Annotated in this window: 29 protein-coding genes; 20 read left to right on the top strand and 9 right to left on the bottom strand. The window is 60.3% G+C overall.

All coding sequences use genetic code 11. From position 1 onward, the window contains the following. The first annotated feature begins 2 nt into the window (after positions 1 to 2). The 6 genes from P9292_RS08735 to P9292_RS08710 all read left to right on the top strand — a co-directional run bounded on the left by P9292_RS08735 (position 3) and on the right by P9292_RS08710 (position 6,167). Positions 3 to 1,502, top strand: a complete 1,500-nt coding sequence (locus P9292_RS08735; RefSeq protein WP_244830541.1) for a sugar ABC transporter ATP-binding protein — start codon at positions 3 to 5, stop codon at positions 1,500 to 1,502. Positions 1,503 to 1,509: 7 nt separating this feature from the next. Beyond that, positions 1,510 to 2,469, top strand: coding sequence for an ABC transporter permease (locus P9292_RS08730; RefSeq protein WP_309958592.1), 960 nt, complete (start codon positions 1,510 to 1,512; stop codon positions 2,467 to 2,469). A gap of 30 nt (positions 2,470 to 2,499) precedes the next feature. After that, the gene (locus tag P9292_RS08725) at positions 2,500 to 3,249 is read left to right on the top strand and encodes an electron transfer flavoprotein subunit beta/FixA family protein (RefSeq protein ID WP_250469723.1); all 750 of its coding nucleotides are present in this window, start codon (positions 2,500 to 2,502) and stop codon (positions 3,247 to 3,249) included. Further along, positions 3,249 to 4,181 carry an FAD-binding protein gene (locus P9292_RS08720; RefSeq protein ID WP_309958591.1) on the top strand — a complete coding sequence of 311 codons (933 nt, stop codon included), beginning with the start codon at positions 3,249 to 3,251 and terminating at the stop codon, positions 4,179 to 4,181. The genes P9292_RS08725 and P9292_RS08720 overlap by 1 nt, the downstream gene beginning before the upstream one ends. A 25-nt stretch (positions 4,182 to 4,206) precedes the next feature. Continuing rightward, positions 4,207 to 5,214, top strand: a complete 1,008-nt coding sequence (locus P9292_RS08715) for a Gfo/Idh/MocA family protein (protein WP_250494673.1) — start codon at positions 4,207 to 4,209, stop codon at positions 5,212 to 5,214. Between the two features lie 92 nt (positions 5,215 to 5,306). Further along, complete coding sequence (locus P9292_RS08710) at positions 5,307 to 6,167, top strand: MOSC N-terminal beta barrel domain-containing protein (protein ID WP_309958590.1); 861 nt, start codon at positions 5,307 to 5,309, stop codon at positions 6,165 to 6,167. A gap of 213 nt (positions 6,168 to 6,380) precedes the next feature. Here P9292_RS08710 and P9292_RS08705 read toward each other — a convergent pair whose 3' ends face one another. From P9292_RS08705 to P9292_RS08685, 5 genes are all read right to left on the bottom strand, one after another. Further along, entirely contained in the window at positions 6,381 to 6,650 is a 270-nt protein-coding gene (locus P9292_RS08705) for a hypothetical protein (RefSeq protein WP_250468353.1), read from the bottom strand. A gap of 364 nt (positions 6,651 to 7,014) precedes the next feature. Further along, positions 7,015 to 7,275, bottom strand: coding sequence for a hypothetical protein (locus P9292_RS08700; protein ID WP_309958589.1), 261 nt, complete (start codon positions 7,273 to 7,275; stop codon positions 7,015 to 7,017). Between the two features lie 37 nt (positions 7,276 to 7,312). Then, positions 7,313 to 7,573, bottom strand: coding sequence for a hypothetical protein (locus P9292_RS08695; RefSeq protein ID WP_250511640.1), 261 nt, complete (start codon positions 7,571 to 7,573; stop codon positions 7,313 to 7,315). Between the two features lie 37 nt (positions 7,574 to 7,610). Continuing rightward, positions 7,611 to 7,871: a hypothetical protein gene (locus P9292_RS08690; protein ID WP_309958588.1), complete on the bottom strand. Its 261-nt coding sequence runs from the start codon at positions 7,869 to 7,871 to the stop codon at positions 7,611 to 7,613. A gap of 37 nt (positions 7,872 to 7,908) precedes the next feature. After that, on the bottom strand, positions 7,909 to 8,169 hold the full coding sequence (locus P9292_RS08685) for a hypothetical protein (RefSeq protein WP_250495513.1): 261 nt from the start codon (positions 8,167 to 8,169) through the stop codon (positions 7,909 to 7,911). A gap of 496 nt (positions 8,170 to 8,665) precedes the next feature. On the opposite strand from P9292_RS08685, the gene P9292_RS08680 reads away from it, so the two are divergent. Continuing rightward, complete coding sequence (locus P9292_RS08680; RefSeq protein WP_309847040.1) at positions 8,666 to 9,850, top strand: acetyl-CoA C-acyltransferase; 1,185 nt, start codon at positions 8,666 to 8,668, stop codon at positions 9,848 to 9,850. A gap of 661 nt (positions 9,851 to 10,511) precedes the next feature. On the opposite strand, the gene P9292_RS08675 is transcribed toward P9292_RS08680, so the two are convergent. Further along, positions 10,512 to 11,408 (bottom strand): LysR family transcriptional regulator, encoded by an 897-nt coding sequence (locus tag P9292_RS08675; protein ID WP_244832438.1) that lies wholly within the window; start codon positions 11,406 to 11,408, stop codon positions 10,512 to 10,514. A 146-nt stretch (positions 11,409 to 11,554) separates the two neighbouring features. Here P9292_RS08675 and P9292_RS08670 point away from each other — a divergent pair, with 146 nt between their 5' ends. The 11 genes from P9292_RS08670 (at position 11,555) to P9292_RS08620 (ending at position 22,680) form a co-directional block, all read left to right on the top strand. Then, the gene (locus P9292_RS08670) at positions 11,555 to 13,048 is read left to right on the top strand and encodes an aldehyde dehydrogenase (protein WP_250495260.1); all 1,494 of its coding nucleotides are present in this window, start codon (positions 11,555 to 11,557) and stop codon (positions 13,046 to 13,048) included. A 31-nt stretch (positions 13,049 to 13,079) separates the two neighbouring features. Continuing rightward, complete coding sequence (locus P9292_RS08665; RefSeq protein WP_309958587.1) at positions 13,080 to 14,156, top strand: ABC transporter substrate-binding protein; 1,077 nt, start codon at positions 13,080 to 13,082, stop codon at positions 14,154 to 14,156. Positions 14,157 to 14,181: 25 nt separating this feature from the next. Beyond that, entirely contained in the window at positions 14,182 to 15,015 is an 834-nt protein-coding gene (locus P9292_RS08660) for an ABC transporter permease (protein ID WP_244832440.1), read from the top strand. Then, positions 15,012 to 15,863, top strand: coding sequence for an ABC transporter permease (locus tag P9292_RS08655; RefSeq protein WP_250468345.1), 852 nt, complete (start codon positions 15,012 to 15,014; stop codon positions 15,861 to 15,863). Before P9292_RS08660 ends, P9292_RS08655 begins: the two co-directional genes overlap by 4 nt. A gap of 19 nt (positions 15,864 to 15,882) precedes the next feature. Beyond that, the gene (locus P9292_RS08650; protein WP_309958586.1) at positions 15,883 to 17,472 is read left to right on the top strand and encodes an NAD(P)/FAD-dependent oxidoreductase; all 1,590 of its coding nucleotides are present in this window, start codon (positions 15,883 to 15,885) and stop codon (positions 17,470 to 17,472) included. Between the two features lie 25 nt (positions 17,473 to 17,497). Beyond that, positions 17,498 to 18,592 carry an ABC transporter ATP-binding protein gene (locus tag P9292_RS08645; RefSeq protein WP_244832443.1) on the top strand — a complete coding sequence of 365 codons (1,095 nt, stop codon included), beginning with the start codon at positions 17,498 to 17,500 and terminating at the stop codon, positions 18,590 to 18,592. 57 nt (positions 18,593 to 18,649) lie between these two features. After that, entirely contained in the window at positions 18,650 to 20,290 is a 1,641-nt protein-coding gene (locus tag P9292_RS08640) for a class I adenylate-forming enzyme family protein (RefSeq protein WP_309958585.1), read from the top strand. Positions 20,291 to 20,315: 25 nt separating this feature from the next. After that, a complete protein-coding gene (locus P9292_RS08635) occupies positions 20,316 to 21,167 on the top strand; it encodes an amidohydrolase family protein (RefSeq protein WP_309958584.1) in 852 nt (283 codons plus the stop codon). A 97-nt stretch (positions 21,168 to 21,264) separates the two neighbouring features. After that, positions 21,265 to 21,573, top strand: a complete 309-nt coding sequence (locus P9292_RS08630; protein ID WP_250468340.1) for a hypothetical protein — start codon at positions 21,265 to 21,267, stop codon at positions 21,571 to 21,573. Positions 21,574 to 21,716: 143 nt separating this feature from the next. Further along, the gene (locus P9292_RS08625; RefSeq protein ID WP_250468339.1) at positions 21,717 to 21,935 is read left to right on the top strand and encodes a hypothetical protein; all 219 of its coding nucleotides are present in this window, start codon (positions 21,717 to 21,719) and stop codon (positions 21,933 to 21,935) included. A 265-nt stretch (positions 21,936 to 22,200) separates the two neighbouring features. Continuing rightward, positions 22,201 to 22,680, top strand: coding sequence for a ribonuclease (locus P9292_RS08620; RefSeq protein WP_309958583.1), 480 nt, complete (start codon positions 22,201 to 22,203; stop codon positions 22,678 to 22,680). A gap of 244 nt (positions 22,681 to 22,924) precedes the next feature. Here the strand turns inward: P9292_RS08620 and P9292_RS08615 are convergent, their stop codons facing one another. Both P9292_RS08615 and P9292_RS08610 read right to left on the bottom strand, forming a co-directional pair. Beyond that, entirely contained in the window at positions 22,925 to 23,374 is a 450-nt protein-coding gene (locus P9292_RS08615) for a tautomerase family protein (protein ID WP_309958582.1), read from the bottom strand. Positions 23,375 to 23,403: 29 nt separating this feature from the next. After that, positions 23,404 to 23,886 carry a MarR family winged helix-turn-helix transcriptional regulator gene (locus P9292_RS08610; protein ID WP_309958581.1) on the bottom strand — a complete coding sequence of 161 codons (483 nt, stop codon included), beginning with the start codon at positions 23,884 to 23,886 and terminating at the stop codon, positions 23,404 to 23,406. 126 nt (positions 23,887 to 24,012) lie between these two features. Here P9292_RS08610 and P9292_RS08605 point away from each other — a divergent pair, with 126 nt between their 5' ends. Continuing rightward, positions 24,013 to 24,393 carry a tautomerase family protein gene (locus tag P9292_RS08605; protein WP_309958580.1) on the top strand — a complete coding sequence of 127 codons (381 nt, stop codon included), beginning with the start codon at positions 24,013 to 24,015 and terminating at the stop codon, positions 24,391 to 24,393. A gap of 12 nt (positions 24,394 to 24,405) precedes the next feature. Then, the gene (locus tag P9292_RS08600) at positions 24,406 to 25,950 is read left to right on the top strand and encodes an MFS transporter (RefSeq protein ID WP_309958579.1); all 1,545 of its coding nucleotides are present in this window, start codon (positions 24,406 to 24,408) and stop codon (positions 25,948 to 25,950) included. A 1-nt stretch (position 25,951) separates the two neighbouring features. On the opposite strand, the gene P9292_RS08595 is transcribed toward P9292_RS08600, so the two are convergent. After that, on the bottom strand, positions 25,952 to 26,383 hold the full coding sequence (locus P9292_RS08595; protein ID WP_309958578.1) for an NUDIX domain-containing protein: 432 nt from the start codon (positions 26,381 to 26,383) through the stop codon (positions 25,952 to 25,954). Between the last annotated feature and the right edge of the window lie 287 nt (positions 26,384 to 26,670).

The following is a 26,670-nucleotide window of genomic DNA, read 5'->3' as shown; positions in this document are numbered from 1 at the left end:
ACATGCTGTCACTCAAGAATGTCACCAAGCGCTTTCCGGGCGTACTTGCGCTCGACGATGTGTCCATCGACGTGCGGCCCAACGAGATCGTCGGTCTGATCGGCGAGAACGGCGCGGGCAAGTCCACGTTGATGAAGCTCCTGACCGGTGCGTATCGTCAGGACGCGGGCGAGATCACGCTGAACGGCAAGCCGCTCGTGATTCGCAATCCGCGCGATGCGACCTCCAAGGGCATCGCCATGGTGTATCAGGAGCAGTCGATCCTGCCGAACCTGACGGTCGCGGAGAACCTGTTTCTCGGGCGCGAAGAACAGTTCGTGACCTTCGGCCGCATCAACTGGTCGAAGCTCAAGCGCGCGGCGCAGAAGGAACTGGCGACCGTGCGTCTGAATATCGATCCATTGACGCTCTGCGAAGACATGTCCTTCGGTCAGCGGCAGATGGTGGAACTCGCGCGCGCCTTGTCGCTGGCGAGTCGCACGGGCGGCACGCCGATCATCTTGCTCGATGAGCCGACCTCCGTGCTCGAAGCAGGCGAGATCGAGATTCTCTTTGGCCTCGTGCGCGAACTGAAGTCGCGCGCCTCGTTCGTGTTCGTCTCGCATCGGCTCGACGAGCTGCTGTCGCTTTCCGATCGCGTGTATGTCATGAAAGACGGCAAGGTTGTGTCCGAGATGGCGTCGGGAACGGCGTCGGTGACGAAGCTGCATGAACTGATGGTGGGCCGTACGCTGCATGGCGAGTATTACCGCGAGAATCTGCAGAAGCCTTGCCGTGATGATGTAGCGCTTTCGGTGCGTCACGCATCGCTCGGACATGTGCTCGATGACGTGTCCTTCGATGTCCGCTGCGGCGAAGTCTTCGGAGTCGCGGGCGTGGTCGGCTCGGGGCGCGAGGAACTGTGCCGCGTCATCGCGGGACTCGAAAAGCTCGATCGCGGCGAAGTGCTGGTGGGCAGCACGCATCTGAAGCCGCATGCGAATCATGCCGTTGCATTGGGCATTGGCTACGTGCCGCGCGAGCGCAAGGTCGAAGGTCTCGTCACGCAAATGAGCGTCGCGCAAAACCTGACCTTGCCGCGTCTCAATGCGGTGAGCCGTGGCGGCATCGTGAAGAAGGCGCGCGAGCGTGCGTTCGCCAACGAATGGATCGAACGTCTGCACATCAAGACGCCCGGCGCCGATGCGTCGTGCCGCAATCTCTCTGGCGGCAATCAGCAGAAAGTGGTGCTCGCGAAATGGCGCTTCGCGGGCAGCCGAATCCTCGTGCTCGATCATCCGACACGCGGTCTCGATGTCGGCGCGAAGGAAGAGGTTTATCAGCTGATCCGCGAACTGACGGCGGACGGCGTGGCGGTGGTGCTGACCGGCGACACGCTCGAAGAGATCCTCGGCCTCAGTCACCGCGTGATGGTGATGCGCGACGGCCGCGCCGAAAAAATCCTGCCGTGCGAAGTCGGGCGCAAGCCTTCGCAGGTCGAAATCGTCGAACACATGGTCTGAGGTCGATATGCCACAACTGAACGCTCCCCTTGCGGCGAAGCTGCGCGACAACGCGCCGTTTCTCGCACTCGTCGTGCTCTACGTGTTGATCGAGCTTGCACAGCCGAGCTTTCTCGCGCCATCGACACAACTCGGTTTGCTTGCCGATAGCTCGACGCTTTTCATCATGGCGGCCGGCACGACATTCGTGGTTTTGCTCGGCAGCATCGACCTTTCGTTGCAGGCGGTGGCGTCGTTGTCGAGCGTGATCGTCGCGATGCTGCTGCCGCGTTACGGCGCGATGGCGGCGGTGATCGCGCTTGCGGCTTCGTTCGGCATCGGGCTTTTGAGCGGCGTCATTCAGACTGTGCTGCGCATTCCCTCGTTCATCGCGACGCTCGCGGTCGGCGGCATTGCATCGGCGGCGGCGTTGACGTTGTCGGGTACGCGTTCCATCGGCATCAGCGACGAGATGCGCAATGCATCGCTTGGATGGACCACGGGTACTTCGTTCGGCGTGCCGCATGAAATCCTGCTTGGCGCCGCCGTGTTTCTGTTCTGCCTGTTCCTGCATCGCTCGACGGTGTTCGGCCGTCGCACCGATGCCATCGGCGCGGGCGAACCCGCCGCCATTGCCTCGGGCGTGCGCGTGTCGGTCACGAAGTGCCTCGTGTTCGGCACCTCGTCGTTCTTCGCGGGACTGGCGGGCGTCGTGATGGCAGGGCGTCTTGGAAGCGGTTCGCCCACGCTTGCCGATCAATTCCTTTTGCCGGCCATCGCCGCCGTGATCGTCGGCGGCACGGCGCTGACGGGCGGCGCGGGCGGCATTGGACGGACGCTCGTCGGTGCACTGCTGGTGTCGGTGGCGCGCGTGGGCATGACCTTCGTCGGCATCAGCGTATTCGCGCAGCAGATCGTGTTCGGTCTGATCCTGATCGTCGCCGTCACGGTGGCTTTCGATCGGTCGAAGGCGTTGATCATCAAGTGAGACTTGCATTCGTTGAAGGACGGTTAGCTCATGAAAATCCTCGTGGCAGTGAAGAGAGTGGTGGATTACAACGTGAAGGTGCGCGTCAAGTCCGACGGCAGCGGCGTCGAACTCGCCAACGTGAAGATGTCGATGAATCCCTTCGACGAGATCGCGATGGAAGAAGCCGTGCGCCTGCGCGAAGCAGGTGTGGCGACGGAAGTCGTCGCGGTATCGTGCGGCGTCGCGCAGTGCCAGGAGACTTTGCGTACCGCGCTGGCGATTGGCGCGGATCGCGGCATTCTCGTCGAATCCGGCGATGAACTGCAACCGCTCGCCGTGGCGAAGATACTGAAGGCGCTCATTGACAGGGAACAGCCGCAGCTCGTGATTCTGGGCAAGCAGGCTATCGACGACGATTGCAATCAGACCGGCCAGATGCTCGCCGCGCTGGCTGCGTTGCCGCAAGCGACGTTTGCATCGAAGGTGGTGGTGACGGACGGCAAGGCGACGGTATCGCGCGAGATCGACGGCGGCGCCGAAACGTTGACGTTGAAGCTGCCTGCGGTGGTGACGGCCGACTTGCGCCTGAACGAGCCGCGCTATGTCACGCTGCCCAATATCATGAAGGCAAAGAAAAAGCCTTTGGAGACTTTGAAGCCCGCTGATCTTGACGTTGACGTGACGCCGCGACTGAAGACGCTGAAAGTCGCGGAACCGCCGAAGCGTTCGGCGGGCGTGGTGGTGCCGGACGTGAAGACGCTGGTCGAGAAGTTGAAAAACGAAGCGAAGGTGATCTGATGACGATTCTGGTAATTGCGGAACACGACAACGCGTCCATCAAGGCCGCGACGTTGAACACGGTAGCGGCGGCGGCAAAAATCGGTGGCGATATCCATGTGCTGGTCGCGGGTGCGAACGCGCAGGGCGCGGCCGATGCAGCAGCGAAGATCGCGGGCGTATCTAAAGTGCTGCTTGCGGATGCGCCTCAACTCGCCGAAGGTCTGGCCGAGAACGTCGAGGGCACGGTGCTGAATATCGCGAAGGACTATTCGCACATCCTCGCGCCTGCTACTGCCTATGGCAAGAACATCGCGCCGCGTATCGCGGCGCATCTGGATGTCGCACAGATCAGCGACATCACCGCCGTCGACAGCGCCGATACCTTCGAGCGTCCAATCTACGCGGGCAACGCCATCGCGACGGTGCAATCGAGCGATCCGATCAAGGTCATCACGGCGCGTGCAACGGGCTTCGATCCGGTGGCGGCGGAAGGCGGCAGTGCATCGATCGAGAAGATCGAAGCGGCAGCCGACGCTGGCATCTCGTCATTCGTCAGCCGTGAAGTCACGAAGCTGGATCGGCCGGAACTGACTTCGGCTTCGATCATCGTTTCGGGTGGACGCGGCCTCGGCAATGGCGAGAACTACACGACGGTGCTCGAACCGCTCGCTGATAAACTCGGTGCTGCGCTGGGCGCGTCGCGCGCGGCGGTGGATGCGGGTTACGTGCCGAACGACTATCAAGTGGGTCAGACGGGCAAGATCGTCGCGCCGCAGTTGTACGTGGCCGTTGGTATTTCGGGCGCGATTCAGCATCTGGCGGGCATGAAGGACAGCAAGGTCATTGTCGCCATCAACAAGGACCCGGAAGCGCCTATTTTCAGCGTCGCGGATTATGGTCTGGCTCAGGATCTTTTCGAAGCCGTTCCGGAGCTGACGACGATCGTGTGACACATCAACGCCCAAGGAAGGCTCGATGCGCAAAATTCGAATCGCGATGGTCGGCGCTGGATTGGCTGCAACGCCTCACGCGCTCGCATTGAATGAATTGCGTGAGGAAGTGGAGGTCGTGGCGGTCGTCGGCCGTTCGCCTGAACGAGTAGAACGGTTCGCCAGCGCGCATGGCTTTCCTGTCGGCGCGTCTGTCGATGCGATATTGAACGACGCGACCATCGACGCCATGCTCGTCCTCACCCCACCGAATACGCATCTCGAACTGGTCGAACAGGCCGCCGCAATGCGCAAGCACGTGATGCTGGAGAAACCGCTCGATGTGTCGATGTCGCGCGCCACGCGCATCGTCGATATCTGCCGTACTGCGGAATGCAAACTCGGCGTGGTGTTTCAAAATCGCTTTCGTCCCGCCGTGCAGCGGCTGGCGGAAGTGAAGGCGAGTGGCGCGCTTGGTTCGATTGCATGCGCGGGACTCGATCTGCGCTGGTGGCGGCCGCAATCCTATTACGACGAACCGGGCCGTGGCACTTATGCGCGCGATGGCGGTGGCGTGTTGTTGACGCAGGCAATTCATTCGCTCGACATTCTTCTGTGGCTGGCGGGCGATGTGTCCTCGGTCGCGGCGGCTACCGCGACCACCGCGTTGCACACGATGGAGTCCGAGGACTTTGCAAGCGCTTCGCTTACGTTCGCGAGCGGCGCCGTGGGTCATCTTCTTGCAACCACGGCGGCGTTTCCGGGCTTTCCGGAGCGTATCGAGTTAATCGGCGATAAAGGCACGGCAACGCTCGAAGGCGGGCACTTGCGCGTGTTTTTCCGCGATGGAAGCATCGACGAGTTTCGCGATCCTTCGTCGTCGGGCTTCGGTGCGAAGCCGATGGACTTCTCGCACGCCGCGCATCGTGCATTGTTGAAGGACTTTTTCGATGCCGTGCGGGATGATCGCGCGCCGAGCGTCAGCGGCGATGATGCGCTTCGTGTGCAGCGGTTGATCGAGCGCGTCACGGCGGATGCGGGGAAACGGTTATAAAGCGTATGAACGCACCGCTTGCCGGAACAATATGAGCACGGGACAATGGCGCTTTTCCAGATGAGCGGTTCGCGCCATCGAACACCCCGATCATGCCTACCATCAGCGCGCTATTCGTCTATCCAGTCAAGTCATGCGGCGCAATCGCACTCGATTGCGTGCAGCTCGCCGTTCACGGGTTTCCGTGGGATCGCCACTGGATGGTCATCGACGAAAACGGGCGCTTCGTCTCGCAACGCGAATTCCCGGCGATGGCGCGCATCGTTCCAACGCTCACGGCAGATGCGCTCGTGCTGAATTCCCCCGATACTGCGGAACCGCTCGAAGTGCCGCTTGCGCGCGCGAAAGACCCGGCGCGCGTCGCCGTGAATGTCTGGCGCGATCACTTCGAGGCGTTAGACGAAGGCGTGACCGCCGCGCGCTGGTTCTCCGCACGCCTCGGCGTTCCCGTGCGGCTCGTGCGCTTTGCCGACGACGTCACGCGCCTCGCGAGCAAGACGTGGACGCGCGATGCCGACGCACCCACGCAATTCGCCGATGGCTTTCCGCTGCTCGTCACCAACCACGCCTCGCTCGACGATCTCAACGCGCGTCTCGAAGCGAAGGGCGCGCCGCGCGTGCCGATGAATCGCTTCAGGCCCAATGTCGTCTTGAGCGGTCTCGACGCCTTCGAGGAAGACTTCATCGACACGATCTCGGTCGATGGCATCGTGTTGCGCATGGTGAAGCCGTGCGCGCGCTGTCCGATCACGACGGTCGATCAGACGCACGGCGTGCGCGACGCGCAATGGCCCAACGAACCGCTCGACGTGATGATGGGCTGGCGCGCTAATGCTCGTGTAGATGGCGGCCTCACGTTCGGGCAGAACGCGATTGCTCTTGACGGCGCGGGCCGTGAGTTGCGCGTTGGCGCGAGCGTCGACTATGAACTGAGTTTTTCCGACGACTTTTAAGGCGCGTCCCTCTTCCTCTTAAGCGCGGCATTGCGCGTGCTGGTTTTTGGCGGCGCGAAGGTGCGCGATGCATCGAGCAATGCTAGGGCCGTTTCCGCGCTCGCACTTGAGCGGCCTCCGAGCGAAATCGTTGTCCTGCGCTTGTCGTCGAGCAGTTACACCTAAAGTGATGCACGCGTCGCAATCGTCGAACACGCTGCTTCGCGCGTGTCGTTAGAACGCGGTGGCCGTTGCATTGTCGCAGCGCGAGCCACCGTCGATCGACCCCCGGATGTCCCGCTGAACCCGTCTTCCGGGCGACGTGCATGGTTTGTCCGACGACGCGCTGACTGGCTGCGCCAGTTGCGGATTTGCGTTCATCTGCGAATTGCCGACGACACTCGAAAGGTACATGGCCGAGTCTTGTGGCGAAGCCGGATTTTCTGCGCGTGCGGTACAGGTCAGACAGGTCGTGAGTGCAGCCAGCAGGATGGAAAGTCGCATGACGGACCTCGAAGATGAACGTTGAGCGGCGTGACGTGTATTCCTGGCTTCTGCCGCGATTCAGCCAGATTGGTGCATTGCACAACGTCAGGTTTCTCTGGCCAAAAAGCGTTGTCAACCGGATAAATTTGCTGGCGGATTATCTTCGACGCGGTAGACGATTCATCGCTCGTGGTTTTCGAGGGAGCATGTCGTACCGTCGCTTTGATCGGACGCAAAAAAAGCCCGCTAACAAGCGGGCTAAAACACTTCACCCAGAGGGCCGCAAGGAGATACGGTCCTCTCGTTGAGGCTCGGACGTTATCGGCAAGAATCAACGAGAGAAGAAGGCACGTGGTCCTTCCCTCTCTGAGCCTGCGAGGCCTCAGACCTTCATGCCGACGAACATGCTGCCGAGCGCATCGACCGACTTGGTGATGCTCTTGACGTCCACGTTCGTGTGTTGCGAGGCATCGACCTGCGTGACCGGTGCGACGTTGATTTGCGGGCTCGCGAAAGACACGCCGCCTGCCTGATAGTTCGAGTTGACGCCGGTGTTCGAGAAGATCGAGAATCCGCCCGCGATGGAGCCCATTGCAGCGCGATCGAGTTCTTTCTCAGCAACAAGGTTCTTGATAGTCAGCATGATAAATCTCCTAAGAAATGTGTTTGGATGGTGAGAATTAAAGAGCCAAGCCGCCGAGCAGGCTGCCCACAGCGGTGATCGATTTGTTGACGGTCTTGAGATCGACGGTGGTGGTGGTCGATGCATCGACTTGCGAAACAGGTGCAATGTTCGCTTGCGGCGAAGCGAACGACACGCCGCCAGCTTGCACGTTGCTGTTGATACCGGCGTTCGAGAAGAGCGAATTACCGCCTGTGATGGCGCTCATTTCAGCGCGGTCGAGTTCCTTGGAAGCAACGAGGTTCTTGATGGTCAGCATGATAAATCTCCTAAACAATGTGATTGGATGGTGTGAATTAAAGCGCCATGCCGCCGAGCAGGCTGCCCACGGCGGTAATCGACTTGTTGACGGTCTTGAGATCGACGTTGGTGGTGGTCGATGCATCGACTTGCGTGACAGGTGCGATGTTCGCTTGCGGCGAAGCGAAGGACACGCCGCCTGCTTGAACGTTGCTGTTGATACCGGCGTTCGAGAAGAGCGAATTACCGCCTGTGATGGCGCTCATTTCAGCGCGGTCGAGTTCCTTGGAAGCAACGAGGTTCTTGATGGTCAGCATGATAAATCTCCTAAACAATGTGATTGGATGGTGTGAATTAAAGCGCCATGCCGCCGAGCAGGCTGCCCACGGCGGTAATCGACTTGTTGACGGTCTTGAGATCGACGTTGGTGGTGGTCGATGCATCGACTTGCGTGACAGGTGCGATGTTCGCTTGCGGCGAAGCGAAGGACACGCCGCCTGCTTGAACGTTGCTGTTGATACCGGCATTCGAGAAGAACGAGCTACCGCCCGTGATAGCGCCCATTTCAGCACGGCCGAGTTCTTTGGAAGCGGCGAGGTCTTTGATCGTCAGCATGGTGAATCTCCTAAGTGGTTGGTTGGTCGAGCGTTGATTTGTTGCGCTCGCAGCTACATATGCGAGAGGCATGCCAACGACGCAAATAAATCTGGTTTGGCTGTCTAAATGATTGATTTAAAAAAATAAAAGTTGAATTGGTCGCACGCTTCGATCAGGTTGAGAAAGATCAGTAGAAACATTTGTGTTTTGATGGGCCCGACATAAATTTCGAAGATGACTGTCCTGAACAGACACAGTGGAAGGTCCTCTTGGTTCGCAAGACAGAGACGTGAAAAAAATCTAGTCCCAGCCAAGTCTCACGAGTCCTTGGCTAGCCGCCGTCCACACTTCCGATTGAAACAACTCAACTTTGCTGACGCGCAGAGTGTTATCTGGAGTCATTCCGGCCCTAATCGAGTCGTCCCGACGTCGAACGCTCAACCACCCATCGTCTCTGCAAGCTTCTCAAATCCATGGAAAAATGTGCATATGCACTAACCATGGAGAGAATGTCATGTTCAAAGACGAAATCGTTCTATGCGCGCCGGTGCGCACGCCAATCGGAGCCTTTGGCGGCAGCTTGAAAGAAGTGGCGGCAACGGAGCTGGGCGCCACCGCTATCCGCGAGAGCGTGCGTCGCGCGGGTCTGGCGCCGCGAAAGGTCGATGCAGTCATCATGGGTAACGTCATCCAGGCAGGCAGCGGCATGAATCCCGCGCGCCAGGCGTCGATCAACGGCGGCATTCCGGTGGCATCGCCTGCTGTCACGGTGAATCGGGTATGCGGGTCGGGCGCGCAGGCAATTGCATCGGCGGCTCAGGAAATAGCACTCGATATCTCGAACGTGGTTATCGCCGGTGGCATGGAGAACATGGATCGCGCGCCGTATCTGCTGCCTGCGGCGCGATGGGGTCAACGCATGGGCGCGGCACAGGTCATCGACAGCATGTTGCGCGATGGACTCGACGACGCGTTCTCGGGCCAGCACTCCGGCTGGCACACGGAAGACCTCGTCAGCAAGTACGGCATCGGCCGCGAGGCGCAGGACCGCTGGGCAGAACGTTCGCAACGGCGCTTCAGCGATGCGCGAGATGCAGGTCACTTCGCAAACGAGCTCGTGACCGTCAACGTTCATGGCAAAAAAGGCGTGTCCCCATTCGATACAGACGAGCAACCGCGTCCCGATACCAACCTCGAAACGCTTGCTCGGCTCAAGCCCGCATTTCGCAAGGACGGCACCATCACCGCAGGCAATGCGCCGGGCCTGAATAGCGGCGCATCGGCGATGATCGTCACGCGTCGTGCCACGGCTGAATCGTTAGATGTAGTCGCTTCGGCGCGGCTCGTTGCTTTCGCGGTATCGGCGGTCGAGCCGGGGCTGTTTGGCATCGCACCGGCCCCGGCCGTGACAAAGGTACTGGAGCGCGCGGGCTGGAAGCTGGGCGACGTGGAGCGCTTCGAGATCAACGAGGCTTTCGCTGCAGTGCCGCTCGCCGTCATAGCTGAACTCGGGATTCCCGAGGACATCGTGAACGTGGATGGCGGCGCTATCGCGCATGGTCATGCCATCGGCGCCACGGGCGCGGTGCTCACCACGCGTCTCATCCACTCGATGCGTCGCGATGGCGTGCGGCGAGGCATCGTGACGCTTTGCATCGGCGGAGGGCAGGGCATCGCGCTCGCGCTCGAAAGTGTTTAAGGCATAGCGCAAAAAGTCCGGCAGGAATGCCGGGCCGAAATCCGTCGAGCAGCATGGCATTCTTGACGAGACGCGCGGGCCGTGCGTTACAGCACGCGATTCACGCCGCCATACGCGTGACGAAGGCATCGCGTTCGGGCGATATCGTCGGCGCATGCGCACAGGCCTGCCCCGTCGAAAGGCACCGCACCGGATCAATCGAAAACGCATAAAACCTCACGTTTCCAAGGGAGAAAGCTAAAGATCGCGCGCGCCGTGTCGTTACCTCAGGAGCGATCACACGAGGCGGACAGAGGTACGGATGTTTTCCATCATATGCAAGGAATGCGGCGCGGAAGCACGCACGGAAGTAGCGAACTGCCCGAGATGCGGATTCGTGATGGAGAAACCGGCACCCGAGATCGTCGAGGCCAGCAAGCCTGCTTTGCGGATGCCAAGGCGTCTGCGCGATCACTTGAGCACCGTAGCCGCATGGACGACGGTCTGCCTCGTTGCACTGGCAGGCATTACGCTCTGGTCCACTCGCACGTCGGGTGATTCGGAGAGTGGCGCTGTCGCCGTCGGCAAGATCGAAACGGGTGAGAATCGGATGACAGCCGATACTTCGGCGCTCGCTGCAAGCACAAGTCGGCCTTAGTCCCTAACGCATGCACCTAAAGACTCACCCCATCACGAACTCCGCCGCAGTCTCCTTCAATTGAAGGACGAATTGATTGACGATGACCGACCGCGGTCTGCCAGGCGCAAACAGAAAGCGCGGTTCGACCGGTACGGCCGGCGAGAATCGTCGTGCAATCAAGTCCGGAAACGAACGGCTCATCAGCGAGAAAGGGTCCACCAGCGCCACCGCATTGGCTTCCCGCACGAGCGCGCACAGCACCGGCGTGCTGTTGGACACGAACGCGCTCGTAAAGACCCGTCCCTGCGCGCGGAAGGCTTCGCGCAGGCGCCACCCCGTCAACGTGTCTTCCCCGAAGGTCGCTAGCGTCTCGTGATCCAGCAGGCGAGGCGTGACCGTCTTGCGCGCAGCAAGCGGATGCTCCGCACGCATCACGCAGCATAGTTCGGCGCGACAGAACTCCTCCACCTCGAGCGTGCCTGAAGGCGCGGCTACATCCAGAATGCCGAAATCCGCCTGATTGTTGTTCACGTATTCGACGACGTGACGCGTAGGCAACGCCCTGATATCGAACTCGACTTGCGGATGCGTCTCGCGGAACTTGCCGACCGCGCGCGCGACGATAGTGGTTGCGAGCATGGAGACCGTCGATACGCGAATCGACCCGCGCTGGCCCTCCTGAATCTCGCGTGCGGTCTGCGCAATCGATTGCACGCTGCCAAACAACCGCTCAATCTCCGGCAGGATTGCCTCCGCCTCGGGCGTGCATACGAGCCGCCCCTTCACACGCAGAAAAAGCGTAAGCCCGATGTCTTCTTCCAGCATGCGCAGAGTCTTGGTCACGGCAGGCTGGGACACGTAAAGCAGACGTGCCGCAGCGGACACGCTGCCCGCCTTGACCACCGCGCGGAAGATTTCCAGATGACGCACTTTGAGCATGGCGGACCCGTCGAAGGTATAACTTTCTGGCAGGAACAAGGTTATCAGAATGTATTGGTTTTCATACTTTTGAAACCCTACACTTGATTTCAACGCTGGATGTTGAAAGGCACGCAGGCAATCGACCCAACTCAAGGAGCTTTGCAGTGAGCATTCCCGACGCATCGGTGTGGCGCGCCCGCGCGCAAGAAATCCGGCCCGAGGGCCGCGCGTTCATCGACGGGCGCTATGTGAACGCGCTCTCCGGCAAGCTCTTTGCGACCATCGACCCGGCCACGGGCCGCACCATCGCCGCAGTCGCCGAATGCGGAACGGAAGACGTGGACGTCGCGGTCAGAAGCGCGCGACGCGCCTTCGAATCCGGCGTCTGGTCGCGCGCCGCACCTGCCGAACGCAAAGCCGTCATGCTCAAATTCGCGGGTTTGATCATGGCGCATCGCGAAGAGCTGGCGCTGCTCGAATCGCTCGATGTCGGCAAGCCGATCACCAATGCCTACAACGGCGACATCGTGAGTTCGGCCACCTGCATCCAGTGGTATGGCGAGGCCATCGACAAGCTCTATGGCGAAACCGCGCCCGCCGCACCCGACGTGACCACCATGATCGTGCGCGAGCCGCTCGGCGTGGTCGCGGCCGTGGTGCCGTGGAACTATCCGCTCTCTATGGCAAGCTGGAAGCTCGGCCCCGCACTCGCCGCAGGCAACTCGGTGATCCTCAAGCCCGCGGAGCAATCGCCGTTGAGCGCGATTCGTATCGCCGCGCTCGCGGCCGAAGCGGGTTTGCCGCCTGGCGTGCTCAACGTCGTGCCGGGCTACGGTGAAACGGCGGGGCGCGCGCTCGGTCTGCACATGGATGTCGATGCCGTCGGCTTCACCGGGTCGACCGCTGTCGGCAAGTTGTTCATGCAGTACTCGGGTCAGTCGAATATCAAGCGCATCGGGCTCGAATGCGGCGGCAAGAGCCCGCATATCGTGCTCGACGATTGCCCCGATCTCGACGCCGCCGCGCGCGCCGTGGCGGCCGGTATCTTCGCCAATAGCGGACAGGTGTGCAACGCGGGTTCGCGGCTGATCGTACACGCGGCGGTACGCGACGAACTGCTGGAGAAAGTCGCGGCCATCGCGCGGGATCTCGTGCCCGGCGACCCGCTCGATCCCGCCACGAAGATGGGTGCGATCGTGAGCCAGGCACAGCACGAGTCGGTCATGTCGTATATCGATGCGGGTCGTGCCGATGGCGCGCGTGTCATCGCTGGCGGACGTACCGCGCGGCCGGAATCGGGCGGCTACTTCATCGAGCCGACCGTGTTCGATCGTGTGAGCAACGACATGCGTATCGCGCGCGAGGAGATTTTCGGGCCGGTGCTGTCGGCGATCACGGTCGAGTCGCCGGAGGAAGCGGTGCGCGTCGCCAACGACACGATCTACGGCCTCGCCGCCGCGGTGTGGACCTCGAACATCGCGCGGGCGCAGCAGGTCTCGCGTCAATTGAAGGCGGGCGTGGTGTGGGTCAATTGCTTCGATCGCGGCACCATGTCCTCGCCCTTCGGCGGCTTCAAGCAATCGGGATTCGGCCGCGACAAGTCGATGCACGCCTTCGACAAATACATGGACTGGAAGGCGATCTGGATCGCCGGATGAAGCAGTGCCCCGACCTCGCATGGAGACCAACATGAACGCGCCACTATCCCAAGCCGAAACCGTATCGACCAGTCCGTCGCCTTCACGACGCACCTTCCTGCTGCAAGCCGGCGCGCTCGCCGGCACCGCGCTGCTCGGCGCACCGGCCATTGTGCGTGCGCAGGCGAAGAGCATCAGCGTGACATGCTGGGGCGGCGCCTATGAAGCGGCGGTGCGTGCCTCGTTCGCCGAACCCTTTGCGAAAGAGACGGGCATCGCGGTGAATCTCGTCAACAGCGCGGATCTCGCGCGCATGAAGGTGCAGATCGAATCGAAGAATGTGTCGTGGGATGTGTTCGACAGCATTGGACCGCAGATCGTCGCGGGTTCGCGTCAGGGCATGTGGGAGAAACTGGACCGGGCTATCGTCAAGACCGATGGCCTCATCACGAAGACGGGCGCGGACTTCGTCGGCACGTATTCGTATGCGGGCGGGATCGGCTTCGACCCGAAGCGCGGCAGCAAGCATCCGACGACCTACGCGGAGTTCTGGGATGTAAAAGCGTTTCCGGGTCGTCGGGGTTTGCGCCCACGGGTGAGCGAGAACCTGGAGATGGCGTTGCTCGCGGATGGCGTCGCGCCCGACAAGCTCTATCCGCTCGATATCGAGCGCGCCTTCGCGGCGATGGACCGCATCAAGCCGGGTGTGCGCAAGTGGATCGAGACGACGCCGGAGACGGTGACGCTTATCGCGAGTAACGAACTCGATTTCACGTACACGTATCTGAGCCGCGTTTTGCCCGCGCAAAGAGCGGGTACGTCGGTGCAGATGTCGATGAAGCAGACGCTCAACAGCCTCGAATATCTCGCGGTGCCGAAGTACGGCAAGAACACGCAGGCTGCCATGCAATACGTGGCGTTCTGTCTGCGCCCCGACCGCCAGGCCGCATTCTGCGAGATGGTCGAGTTCGCGCCGAACGCGGTGCAGGCCATGCCGCTCGTATCCGCCGCCGCCAAGGCGCGCATGCCGGACATGCACGATCCGAACAGCGTGATCATCAACGACACGTGGTGGGGCGATCACTACGACGCGTTGCAAAACCGCTTCACGACCTGGATGCTGACATAAAGTAGCGTAAAACAAGGGGCGCGCGATGAGTTACACGCTGAACCTGAAGGCCGTCGTCGTGATGCTGCTGCCGCTCTACGGCCTGCTCGCGGTGTTCTTTTTGTGGCCGCTCGGCGTAGTCGGCTGGTCGAGCATCTACGAACACGCGTTCACGCTGCGCGGCTACGAACAGGTGCTGACGAGCGCGCTCATTCATCGCGTGCTCGGCAACACGATGATCATCAGCGCACTCGCCACGGCGACGAGTCTCGTGCTTGGGTATATCGTCGCGCTGCATCTCGCCCGCATGCCCATGTCGAAGCGCGCGCCGTATCTCGTGATGGTAATGTTGCCGTTCTGGACCAGTGTGCTCGTGAAGAGTTATGCCTTCACCGTCGTGCTAGGCAGCGCGGGGATCGTCGCGAAGCTCGCGGGATGGTTGAGTGGCGATACATGGCATCCCGACCTCATGTTCAACCGCACTGGCGTCGTGATAGGAATGACTAACTATCTTCTGCCGTTCATGGTGCTGCCCATTCTCACGAGCCTCACCACGCAGAACCGCAACCTCAAGTTCGCCGCCGAACTCATGGGCGCAGGTCCCGCAATGATCTTCGCGCGCATCACGTTGCCTTTGTCGATGCCCGGCGTGTTCGCAGGCGTTCTCATGTGCCTCACGCTCTCCATGGGCATGTACATCACGCCCGCGTTGCTCGGCGGGCCGCGCGACATGATGCTCGCCAACCTCATCGACTTCTACACGCGGCAGACGCTCGACTGGACGCTGGCCGCTTCCATCGCGGTGATGCTGCTCGTGCTGTCCGGGGCGCTGATCGCGGTGCTCGGACGTGTTCAGCGCGGCACGGAGGCGCTCGCATGATGGATACCGCAACGCGTGTCAGCAACGAATTCGTCAAGCCCGAACCGAAGCGCCGCGACTCGCGTGTATTCATGCGCGTGCTCGGTTCCATCGGCGGGTGGTGCGGCTATTTGTTCCTGCTGCTGCCAAGCCTCGTGATCGTGCCGATTTCGTTCGGCGGCGGCAGCGAACTGACGTTTCCGCCGAAGACCCTCTCGCTTGCGCTATTCCGGCAGTTCTTCGCCGATCCGGCATGGTGGGGCGCGTGTGTGACGAGCGTGATGGTCGCGCTGCTGGCATCGGTAATCTCGATAGCGGCCGGTGTGCCAGGCGCTTATGCGCTTGCACGCGGCCGGTTTCCGGGCAAGCGCGTACTCGAAACCTTCGCCATCACGCCCATGCTCGTGCCCGTCGTCGTGCTCGGTCTTGGCGTGTATAAGCAGTTCTCGATGCTCTCGCTCGTCAACACGGTATGGGGACTTGCGCTCGCGCATGCCGTGCTCGTCGTTCCGTTCGTGATCATTGCGGTGGGCTCGGGCTTGCGTCACGCGGATGCATCGCTCGAAGCCGTCGCGCTTCTGATGGGCGCAAGCCGCGTGCGCATCTTCTTTCAAGTGGTGTTGCCGCAGATACGCGCGTCGGTGGCCGTGAGCGTGCTGTTCGCGTTCCTTCTGTCATTCGACGAGGTGGTGGTCGCGTACTTCATCTCGGGACCGCAGACCACGACCTTGCCGGTCAAGATGTACAGCGCGATCCGCTGGGAAGTATCGCCGGTGCTCGCCGCCGTCTCGACGCTGCTCACGCTGATATCGCTTTTGGTGTGCATCGGCATCATGGCTTTGCAACGGCGCGACGCGTCCGCCGACTAAACTTGAACTAGAGACCAACATGGCCAACAGGTACGACGCGGTGATCATCGGCGCGGGGCACAACGGCCTCGTGTGCGGTGCTTATCTCGCGCGCAAAGGCTTCAAGGTATGTCTGCTTGAACGGCGCGAACTCGCAGGCGGCGCGGCCGTCAGCGAAGCGGTGTGGCCGGGGTATCGCGTATCGACCGCGTCCTACACGATGGCGTTGTTGCAGCCGCGTATCATCCGCGAACTCGAGCTTGCGAAGTACGGCTACGAGATCGTCGTGCCGCCGCCCATGCTGCATCTGTATGGCGATGGCAAGAGTCTCGTGTTTCGCGGGGAAGGCGAACGGCTTCATGCGGATATCGCGCGCTTTAGCCGCGCCGATGCCGATGCATACGGTAAGTATCGCGCGCATATGGCTCGGCTCGGCAAGGTCGTCGCCGAGATGCTCTGGGAGATTCCGCCCGATCCCGCCGATGCCGCGCTCGGCGCGCGCGGGCGTTTGCTTGGATTCGCCTGGCGTTTCCGCGATATGGGCGAGCAGTTCTACGACTTGTACGACGTACTCACGTTGAGCGCGCGCGATTACCTGTCGCGCTGGTTCGAGTCCGATCAGATGATCGCGGCGCTGGGCTTCTACGCGTCGTGCGGCGGAGCGGCCACGAGCATCTGCTCGCCCGGCTCGGCGTATGTGTTGCTGCGCGGCTTCATTCGCGATCACACCACGAGCGAGGGGCCGGCGGGCTTCGTGCGTGGCGGCATGGGTTCCATCTCCGAAGCCATCGCGGCATCGGGGCGGGCGCATGGCATGGAGGTGCGTTGCAATGCGCCGGTGGCGTCGGTGGAGATAAGCGGCGGACGAGCGACGGGCGTGCGGCTCGCATCGGGCGAATCGATTGAAGCGGGCTGCGTCATATCGAACGTGGCGACCAAGATCCTGTTTCAGCAACTCGTCGATGCGGATTACGTGCCGCCCGAATTTCTCGCGCGTGTCGCGCAGATACGCGACCGTTCCACCGCGTTCAAAGTGAATCTCGCGTTGCGACGCCTGCCCACTTTCACGGATTTCGATTCCAATGCAGCAGGTTTTGCTTATCCGGCGCAAGTTCGTATCGGACCTTCGGTGGAGTATCTCGAACGCGCGTGGGATGCATCCAAGTACGGCGAGATATCGCCGCGACCGCCGCTCGTCGTGTTGACGCCAAGCGTGATGGACCCAAGCGTCGCGCCTGCGGGCAAGCATCTGATGAGCATCTTCGGCCAGCATGCGCCTTATACGTTACGCGAAGGAACATGGGACACGCAGCGCGAACGTCTCTTTCATATCGTGCTCGATACGCTTGCGCTGCATGCGCCCGATATTCGCGACTGCATCGACGATGCGCAAGTGCTTTCGCCCGCCGATCTGGAGCGCATCTTCGCGCTGCCGGGCGGTCATGTGCATCACGGTGAACTGAGCGCGGATCAGATCTTCTTCAGGCGGCCGGTGCAGGGGGCCGCGGACTATCGCACACCGGTGAAGGGACTCTATCAATGCGGGGCATCCGTGCATCCGGGCGGCGGCGTGACGGGCGTGCCTGGCCACAACGCGGCGCAAGTCGTGATGCGCAGCGAGCGTCACTGAGCGGCATCATTCACGGAATCCGACGATGAACATGATCGAACTGAAGCAGGTCTCGCGGCGCTACGGCGAAGTGCAGGCGCTCGCGCCGCTCGACTTCAGCGTGAAGCAAGGCGAGTTCGTCACGCTGCTCGGCCCTAGCGGCTCGGGCAAGACTACGCTGCTCAACGTGATAGCGGGCATGGTCACGCCATCGTCCGGGCAGATTTTCGTGCGCGGCGTCGACATCACGAATGCGCCGCCGAGTGCCCGCGGACTCGGCATGGTGTTCCAGAACTATGCGCTGATGCCGCACATGACCGTGTTCGACAACATTGCGTTCCCGCTGCGCGTGCGCAAGATGCCGAAGGACGAAATTCGCCGCAAGGTAAGGGACGTGCTCGACATGGTGCGCTTGCCCGACATCGCGATGCGCAAGCCGAAGGAACTGTCGGGCGGCCAGCAGCAACGTGTGTCGCTTGCGCGTTGCATCGTCTATAACCCGGCGTTGATCTTGCTCGATGAACCGCTCGGCGCACTCGACAAGAAGCTGCGCGAACAGATGCAACTCGAGATTCGCCGGCTGCATGCGGAACTCGGCATCACGATGCTCAACGTCACGCACGATCAGGACGAGGCGCTTTCGATGTCGGACCGCATCGTGCTCATGAATCAGGGGCGCGTCGAACAGATCGCGACGCCCGACGAGCTGTATCGTTCGCCGCGCACTGCGTTCGCGGCGAGCTTTATCGGCACGGCCAATCTGATCTCGGGCACCGTGCAGGACGACATCGGGACGCATGTGGTCGTGTCGACTCCGCTTGGCATGCTGCGCGCCGCGACGGCATCGCAGACGATGTCGCGCGGTGCGGCCGTGAAGCTACTGGTGCGACCGGAAAGCGTGCGAATGACGTCCGCGCATCGGCCGCCTGACGATCATGCTGTCGATGGCATCTGTCATTCCGGCACCCTCGAAGACTCGATCACGCTCGGCAGCGTCGTGCGTCATCACGTGCGTCTTGCCGACGATACGCAGATCGTCGTCCAGCAACAGGGCACACGGCGGCGCGCCGAACATGAGCGCGGCGCACCGGTGCTTGTCGACTGGGCGCCGGAGGATTGCCAGATCATTCTTCAAGACTAAATACGCGCGACAGGCGCGCCTCGCCGTGCGAGGTTTCGAATTTCGTGGAGAGCATGTATGAAGACACAGTCGCCGACCGTGGCGGACGAACTCGTCCGTCGAAAGCGTCAGGAGCAACTCGCATTGCCTGAATCGCTCGGAGATTTCGTGCGCGAACAGGCCGCGCTATATGGCGACAAGACCGCTGCGGTGTGGTTCGATCGCGGTATCGAGATGACGTATGCGCAAATCGATCGCGCGGCTTCACAGCTTGCCGATTCATTCGTCAGGCGCGGTATTCGCAAGGGCTGTCACGTTGGACTGATGTTGAAGAACACGCCCGAGTTTCCCATCTCGTGGATCGCGCTGGGTCGTATCGGCGCGGTCATGGTACCCGTGAACACCGCCTACACGCAGGACGAAATGATGTTCGTCCTTACCGATGCCGACGTGCAGTACCTCGTGATCGACACCGAATTCCTACCGCGTCTCGCCGATGCGCCCACGCTGCCCGCACTGCTTGCATGGGAACGTGTGATCGTGTGCGGCGAGAGCGAGCATCCGCTGCAATGGCAGGCTTTGCTCGATGCGGGCAGCGCCATGTTCAATGCGCCCGGAACGGTGTCGCGCAACGACCTGTTGAATCTGCAATACACCTCAGGCACGACGGGCTTTCCGAAGGGCTGCATGCTGACTCACGATTACTGGATGATTCATTGCCACGGTGCGGCGCGTAACAGGCGCGGGCCGGAAGCGGGCATCGAGAACGTGTTGATCTGGGCGCCGTTCTTCTACATGGACCCGATGTGGCAGTTCCTGATGACGCTTAAGCTCGGCGGCACCGCGTACATTGCCGAGCGCATGAGTCTCACGCGCTTCATGTCGTGGCTCATCGATTATCGGATTCACTACTGCATCTTTCCCGAGCCTGCCTTGAGCGCGCATCCACGGAGCGAACGCGACGCCGATGTATGCCTGAAATATGTGAGCATCTACGGATGGACCAGAAGCGCGCGCGAAGAAGTGCAGGCGCGCTTCAACGTGATTGCCCGCGAAGGCTTCGGCATGACCGAAGTAGGAACGGGCGCACTCGTGCCCGCGTGGGCCCATGAAGAGGCGCTCGAACGCACTTGCGGTCTGCCTGCCCCGTTTCGTGAACTGCAGGTTCGTCGCGATGACGGCAGTATCGCCGATATAGATGAAGTCGGTGAACTCTGGATTCGCGGGCGCGGCATTTTATGGGGGTACTACAAGCGTCCAGAGGCCAACGCCGAGAGTTTCGATGGCGACTGGTTTCGCACGGGCGATCTGTTTCGACGCGATGCAAAGGGCTTTTATTTCATCGTGGGACGCATCAAGGAGATGATCAAGCGCTCGGGCGAGAATGTCTCGGCAACCGAAGTGGAGACCGTTCTACGCAGCATGGATGCGATCGATGAAGCCGCAGTCGTGCCGGTGCCCGATCCGCTGCGTCGCGAGGAAGTGAAGGCGTACCTCAAGTTGCGCGAAGGACTCACGCATAGCGACGTTCCGCCCGCGGCGGTGTTCGAGCATTGCGCGCTGCATCTCGCGCCGTTCAAGGTGCCACGTTATCTGCAATATATCGTCGGCGATTTTCCGCGTACGCCTTCGCGCAAGATCGCGAAAAAACGCCTGATTGCCGAGACAACCGATCCGTTCGTCGATACCTTCGATCGTCAGGAGTCGCGTTGGCGGTAACGCCAGACGCTTGCCGGAGCTGCCCATGTTCGTGGACTTTTCGAGCCGTCCTCCGTCGTTGCAGTTCGACGGTCCTGTCACTCATCTGGCGAATTATCGGCGCGTGTACGAGGGTACGGAGCGTCAAGTCGCGAGTGCGAATGGTGTCGATCCACTCGACGACTATCTCGCGACTTACGAGCGACTGAAGGCGCGACATGTCGTGTTGAAGGCGCGCGATCTCACCAGCACGTTCGGCGTGAAGATAGCGAACGAGCACGTGGCTGCGTTTTGTCACACGCATGGCGAGCGCTACATCGGCTTTGCAGGCGTCGATCCGCACAAAGGCGAAGCGGCGGTCGCGGAGTTCGAGACGGCGGTGCGCGAACTCGGTCTGCGTGGGTTGAATGTGCAGGGCTTCGAGCATAAGTTGGCTATCGACGATCCCTTGCTGTTTCCGCTTTATCGCAAATGTGTCGAATTGGACGTGCCGGTGAATATTCATTGCGGCACGAACTTCTCGACGCATACCTCGATGATGCATGGCCATCCTGCCGCGCTCGATCGCGTGATGATGTCGTTGCCCGCGTTGCGGGTATGCGCTTCGCCGCCGGGATGGCCGTGGGTGCATGAACTGCTTGCGGTGGCGTGGCGGCATCCGAATGTATGGATAGGCACCGTGGCTGTGCGGCCGAAGCTACTTGCCACCGCGCACTCGGGTTACGAGCCGCTTTTGCAATACGGCAAGACAGTGCTTAAGAAGCGCATGATCTTCGGGTCCGCGTTTCCGATGATGCCGGTCGACAAGGCTTTGCAGGAGTTCGATGCGCTTGGGATGGCGGATCAGGTTCGCGAGGATTGGCTCTGCAACAATGCGGTGCAGTTTCTTGGGGGCTAAAGCGCCCGCGTCGTGAATCAATGAAAGGCGGTACGCGTGTTGCTGACATTGAACGTCGTCTGACCTTCAAACCAGCGCTCAACTCACGAGGAACACGATGGAACCGATGAAGCCCATGAAACCCATGACGCCGATGCAACCGATGGAGCCCATGAAGCCGATGGAACATTGGTGGCCGGACAATCTCGGCGAGCCGCAAACGAGTGGTGCACAGAACGGTCTGCGCTACGCCTTCTTTGCGGATGCGAAGCGACTTTTAATCGAAGACAACGGCACGTTAAAGACTTATGACAGCGCGGACCATCGCATTAGCGGGGTGTCGCAAGGAAGTAGCGCAGGGCATGGCCCTGCGTTTACCAGTCAGAATGGCGTGGTAGACCTTACAACATTGAAGGAGATTAAGTAGCTGGCTTGTCAGGGATGTCTTCCAACAAGGACCGGAAATTTTTTTTCGATGCGTGTCAACACACAGCGTGGCGAGGCGTTAAGCAAGTACTCGCGGTACTTAAGCCGCGACACTGTTAAACAACCACGAAGGGCCTGACCGCCATGAAAAAGCAACTCGTTGCCGCATCGATCGCCGCTTTGTTTTCCGTTGGTGTATTCGCACAAGCTTCGGCGCCTGCCGTAGCCCCTGCAGCTCCGGCTGCCACGACGGCCGACGCCGCGCAGCCCGCAAGTGGAACCAAGACTAAAAAGCATCACCGCAAGCATCACAAGAACACGACGAAGGCTGCCCCGATCCCGTCGTCGGCACCGAAGCCCTAAGCTTTAGGGTGTCGAATTCGCTTCGTTCGGTAGTGGTTCAGAGTTGAAACGATCGAATGAGGTGACGGAGTAATCGAAGTGCGGCCTAAAGGCGCGATACCTGCGCCTTTAGGCCGTTTTCGTTTGCGCTTCCTGGTTGAGTTTTTAAAGCATCGTTGGTGCGGTTTCGTCGACCACGCGCGAACATTGCCTCAGGCTGCTACTAGCGCTATTCTTGAACCGCTTGCAGTAATCGAATGCTGGTCAATCCGGGGACAACAACTTCGTGAAGCGAACTCTGGCTTTCTGCTGCATTTTTACCTTGAGCGCAGTCCTCTGCGCATGCAACAAAGACGGATCGCGAAGCGCGACTCCAGATGCGGGCGCATCAGCGAGTCAGGCGCCAGTCCAACCCGGACAGGTCGCGAGCGGTACGCAAGCCGCATCGGCCACGCAGGAGCACAGCGCGCCAGCCGCCGTCACCGTTATCACCAAAGCGCAATTGCCAGGCGAGGCGACTGAGACACTGCGTCTGATCAAGGCCGGTGGTCCGTTCCCCTTCGCCGAGGACGGTGTCATGTTCCGCAATAGCGCCGCAATGCTGCCGCAACATCCGCGTGGCTACTACCGCGCCTATACCGTGCGCACGCCGGGCGCGACGGATCGCGGGCAACGACGCATCGTGTGCGGTGGACAGCGCAAACAGACTAATGACTGCTATTACACTGAAGATTACTACGTCAGTTTCAAGCGTATTGCAGATTGATTTGGAAAAAGCGGGAATGCGCCGGGGCGCTTTTTTAGAGGACCTCGATTGCTTGTTAGCGGTTCTTAGGCGCGCTGCTCGACGTTGGTAATGGGCGTTGGGGATTATCGTCATACGTTTAGATCGGTCGAAGTGTTGGATGGCATCCCCGTCCGTATCGACGAGCGTAAGTGATTCTTGAGGCAAGTCGTAGGCAATAATTTCGTATGACCCGCCAACATAATCGAAGAGCGTGAGTCGACGATCAGTCCGGTGTGCCCGCAAGCCCTAGCAAATAGGCGCGATCTGCCTCAGGTAGCCCGTCAAGCCACTGTTGTTCAGTTCCAGGCTGAGGCAAGACTTGTCCATATTCGATCATGTTCGCAGGCGGCAACTCGGAGAGATAAATCCATAAAAAACGCTTTTCCAACTTCGAGATTCGATGAAGGGATTCCACGATATCGGCAAGCAACCTGGCCTTTTGCTCAGGCGTTCTTCCTGCGCGAATGTGTCCATGCACGAAGATCTGATTCGTATCGATCCGCTTACCGCCCATGAAATGAGCCCCTCGTGGAATCGCGCTGAACATGACCTGCGCGAAGAAAGTTTGCGCACCCGTGGCTTGACTATGCGCTCGGGTGATTTCGCGCGCAATGTTTGCTTTCGCGTCATCGGAAAGCAGTCCGTCCGTGACAGATACGAGGTAAGTCGGCATATGGCGTCTCCCTAATTAGCGTTTATCCGCTAGCGTTGCATGTTCTTTTCGAAGCGCTCCGCAAATTCATCCGATAAGAGCTTGTCCAGCACGCCGCGCAATACTTCGACTTCGGCGCGGCCCAATGATGAATCGAAGATAGCTTGCGCCTTGCGCCACAGAACGTCGGATTCAGCGAGCTTCTCGCGTCCTTCGGGCGTGAGACCAATCGATTTATGCCGCCTGTCGTCAGGGTTCACCTCGAGTGAGATGAAGCCGTCACGCTCAAGCGGCTTGAGCGTATGCGCGAGCGCGCCCGAATCCATTACCAGCGCTGCAGCGAGCTTGCCTACGTTGGTCGGCTCCGATCGCCCGATCTGAGCGAGCACCGCGCGCTGCGTGATTTTCAGGCCGCTTGGCGATATTGCCGCGTCATAGAGTTGTGAAATACGTCGCGTGGCCTTGCGCAGTGCGGTGCAACTGCAACCGGGTCGCCCGCGATTCACATTCTTTGCCGCCATTTTCGTTGCCATCACTCATTCCTCTGCGAAGTTTTCTGCAGAGTCATTATTCCATTATCAGCATATGCAGGCAATTGACAGATTGCAAGCATATGCTGATGATTTACCGCACCGGTCCTCATCAAATGGAGCTCCATCATGCCGTTTGTTCGTATCGACTTGAAGAAGGGAAAGGATGCCGACTATCGCCAGCAGATCGGCCTCGTCGTTTATGAAGCGATGCTCAGTGTCGGTGTGCCACAGAACGACCGCTTCCAGGTCATCAACGAGCATGAAGACGCCAACTTCATGTTCGATCCGACGTATCTTGGCATTGCGCGCGACGACGACCTCGTCATCATCCAAATCACGTGGAACGAAGGACGTAGCACCGATCAAAAGAAAGCGCTCTACCGCGCAATTGCCGAGGGACTCTCGACAGCGCCGGGCATACGACCTGAGAACGTCTTCATCAATCTGGTCGAAGTGAAGAAAGAGAACTGGTCGTTCGGCAACGGCATAGCGCAATACGCGGTTTGAGGAGCGCGCCGCATGGATCGCTCACTCGCAAGCAGACCGGACGCCGCGACGAAGCGGCATGAGTGGCTCGTGCTCATCTGCACCTCGGCGCCGTCCTTCATGCTGCAACTCGATGCGAACATCGTGTCGGTGTCGCTGCCCTCCATTGCGCGCTCGCTGCATGCGGATTTCGCGGGCATCGAGTGGGTGATCACGGCGTACATGTTGAGCTTCGCGTCGCTGTTGATGCCAGCAGGCGCGCTCGCCGACCGCTTCGGACGCAAGCGCTTGCTCGTTACAGGGCTGATGTTGTTCACGTTCGCATCGCTTTTATGCGGGTCCGCGTGGAACTTGCCGATGTTGATCGCCGCGCGCGCGTTGCAAGGCGCCGGTGCGGCCATGCAATTGAGCGCCGCACTCGCCACCTTGTCGCACGCATTCCACGGCGAAGCACGGGCGCGAGCGTTCGCGTTTTGGGGCACCGTAGTGGGCATCGGGATCGCGAGCGGTCCGGTGGTCGGTGGACTCATCACGCAGGCGTTCGGCTGGCAATGGGCGTTCTATGTCAACGTGCCGATAGGCGTCGTATTGCTTGCGTTGATCTTGCGCGTGATCGAATCGTCGCGCGATCCACACTCGATGCGACTCGACCTGCCAGGCGTCGCATGCTTCGGAACGGCGCTCTTTCTAACGACGCTTGCGCTTATCGAAGGCAATCGGCGCGGCTGGCATGATCGCTGGATCATCGCTGAATTTGTGGGCGCTGGCGTGCTGTTCGTGTTGTTCGTCATTGTCGAGCGACGTCAGACGCGGCCGATGCTCGACCTAACGTACTTCCGCAATCGGACGTTTCTCGGTGCGACGCTCGCGCAGTTTGCGTTTTCCATCGGCATGCTCACGATGCTGACGTTCGTGCCGATCTTTCTGCAAAGCGGTCTCGGCGCGACATCGGCGAGCGCGGGTCTCATGATGCTGCCGATGGTCGGGCCACTCTTTATCGTGCCGCGTCTCGTGTCGCGTCATCTCGCGCATCGCCTGACAGGGCGCGCGTTGCTTACGCTCGGGTTGCTTACGGTGTGCATCGGGCTCGTCTGTTTCGCGGCGGTCGTGACCATGCTTGCTTATGCACCTCTCATCGTAGGCATGATCGTGACGGGCATCGGCGCGGGCATGCTCAACGGCGAGACGACCAAGGTTTCGATGACCGTGATCCCGAAGGAGCGATCCGGCATGGCGTCGGGTGTGTCGGGCACGACGCGTTTTACCGGACTCGTCATTGGAATCGCGATGCTCGGCGCGGTGATGTTTGCGCGTGTCCAAAATGTCATTACGAATTCGATACCTTCCGTCGATTCGCAGCAGCGCCTTCATCTCGTAGTGGATATCACTGCAGGGCATCTTCAGAGCGCAACCTTGCCAGGCTGGAGCGATGCCGCGTTGCATGCACTCGGTGCGATTAGCTTCGCCAAAGGGTATCAAGCGCTGTTCGTCGTGGCTGCATTGTTCACGTTGTTGTCGGCAGCGTTGACTTGGCGCCTCGTGAATCCGGCTGAGACACCGCCGACTTTAGCACGCTGAATTAAGGCTTGAAATCAGCCAGTATCACGCCGTTGCGAATATTTTCAAGCGCATGGGCTATGTAGTCGACGGTCGGCTCAGGCGGATGGTCCAGCGGCGCCCAAACAAACGCAGAACACTTGTGCGGTTCCATGTTCACAAGGACGCCCTCCCAAGAACGACATGTCAAAAAGAAGCTTATTCGGTTCTGTTCCGAATCGCGTCGCATCACCAACTTGAAGTCGAAAGAACCTGGCGCGATGCTCACGCCGGCTTCTTCCTTCGACTCGCGGATCGCGCATTCCTCGATGGATTCCCCAGGTTCGAGATGACCGGCGACCAGCGAATACTGACCGTCTCTATGGCCAGTGTTTGCGCGCTGGATGAAGAGATATTCGTTATTGTCGTTCTTGAACAGGACATGTACGTCGACAACGCTTTGCATTCGGCTCATCTTGTGCGCCGTGGAAGAAGCTGATGTTCGGTTCGCGATCCTACGTCGCGAAGCGGCGAGCGCAAGTTTAAACCGCGAGGCGGCTTATTAATATTGGCGGCGATGATTCAGGCTGATTGCGTCGAGGCTCGACGGCGACTTCGGTTGAATCCTGATCCGGCGTGCACTATGTTGGAACTCATCCTCTCAGTATTTCCCGAAGCGAGCGCACAAAGCAGCCCTGCCAATGAAGCGGAATTGAATAGCTGGGAATCCAAATCAGAGCGTTAGCAATCGTCGCGCCGGAT

This window comes from Caballeronia sp. LZ001 (genome assembly GCF_031450875.1).
Classification (GTDB): Bacteria; Pseudomonadota; Gammaproteobacteria; order Burkholderiales; family Burkholderiaceae; genus Caballeronia.
Note: the sequence above shows the minus strand (reverse complement) of the source record. Positions and strands in the feature narration are given on the sequence as shown.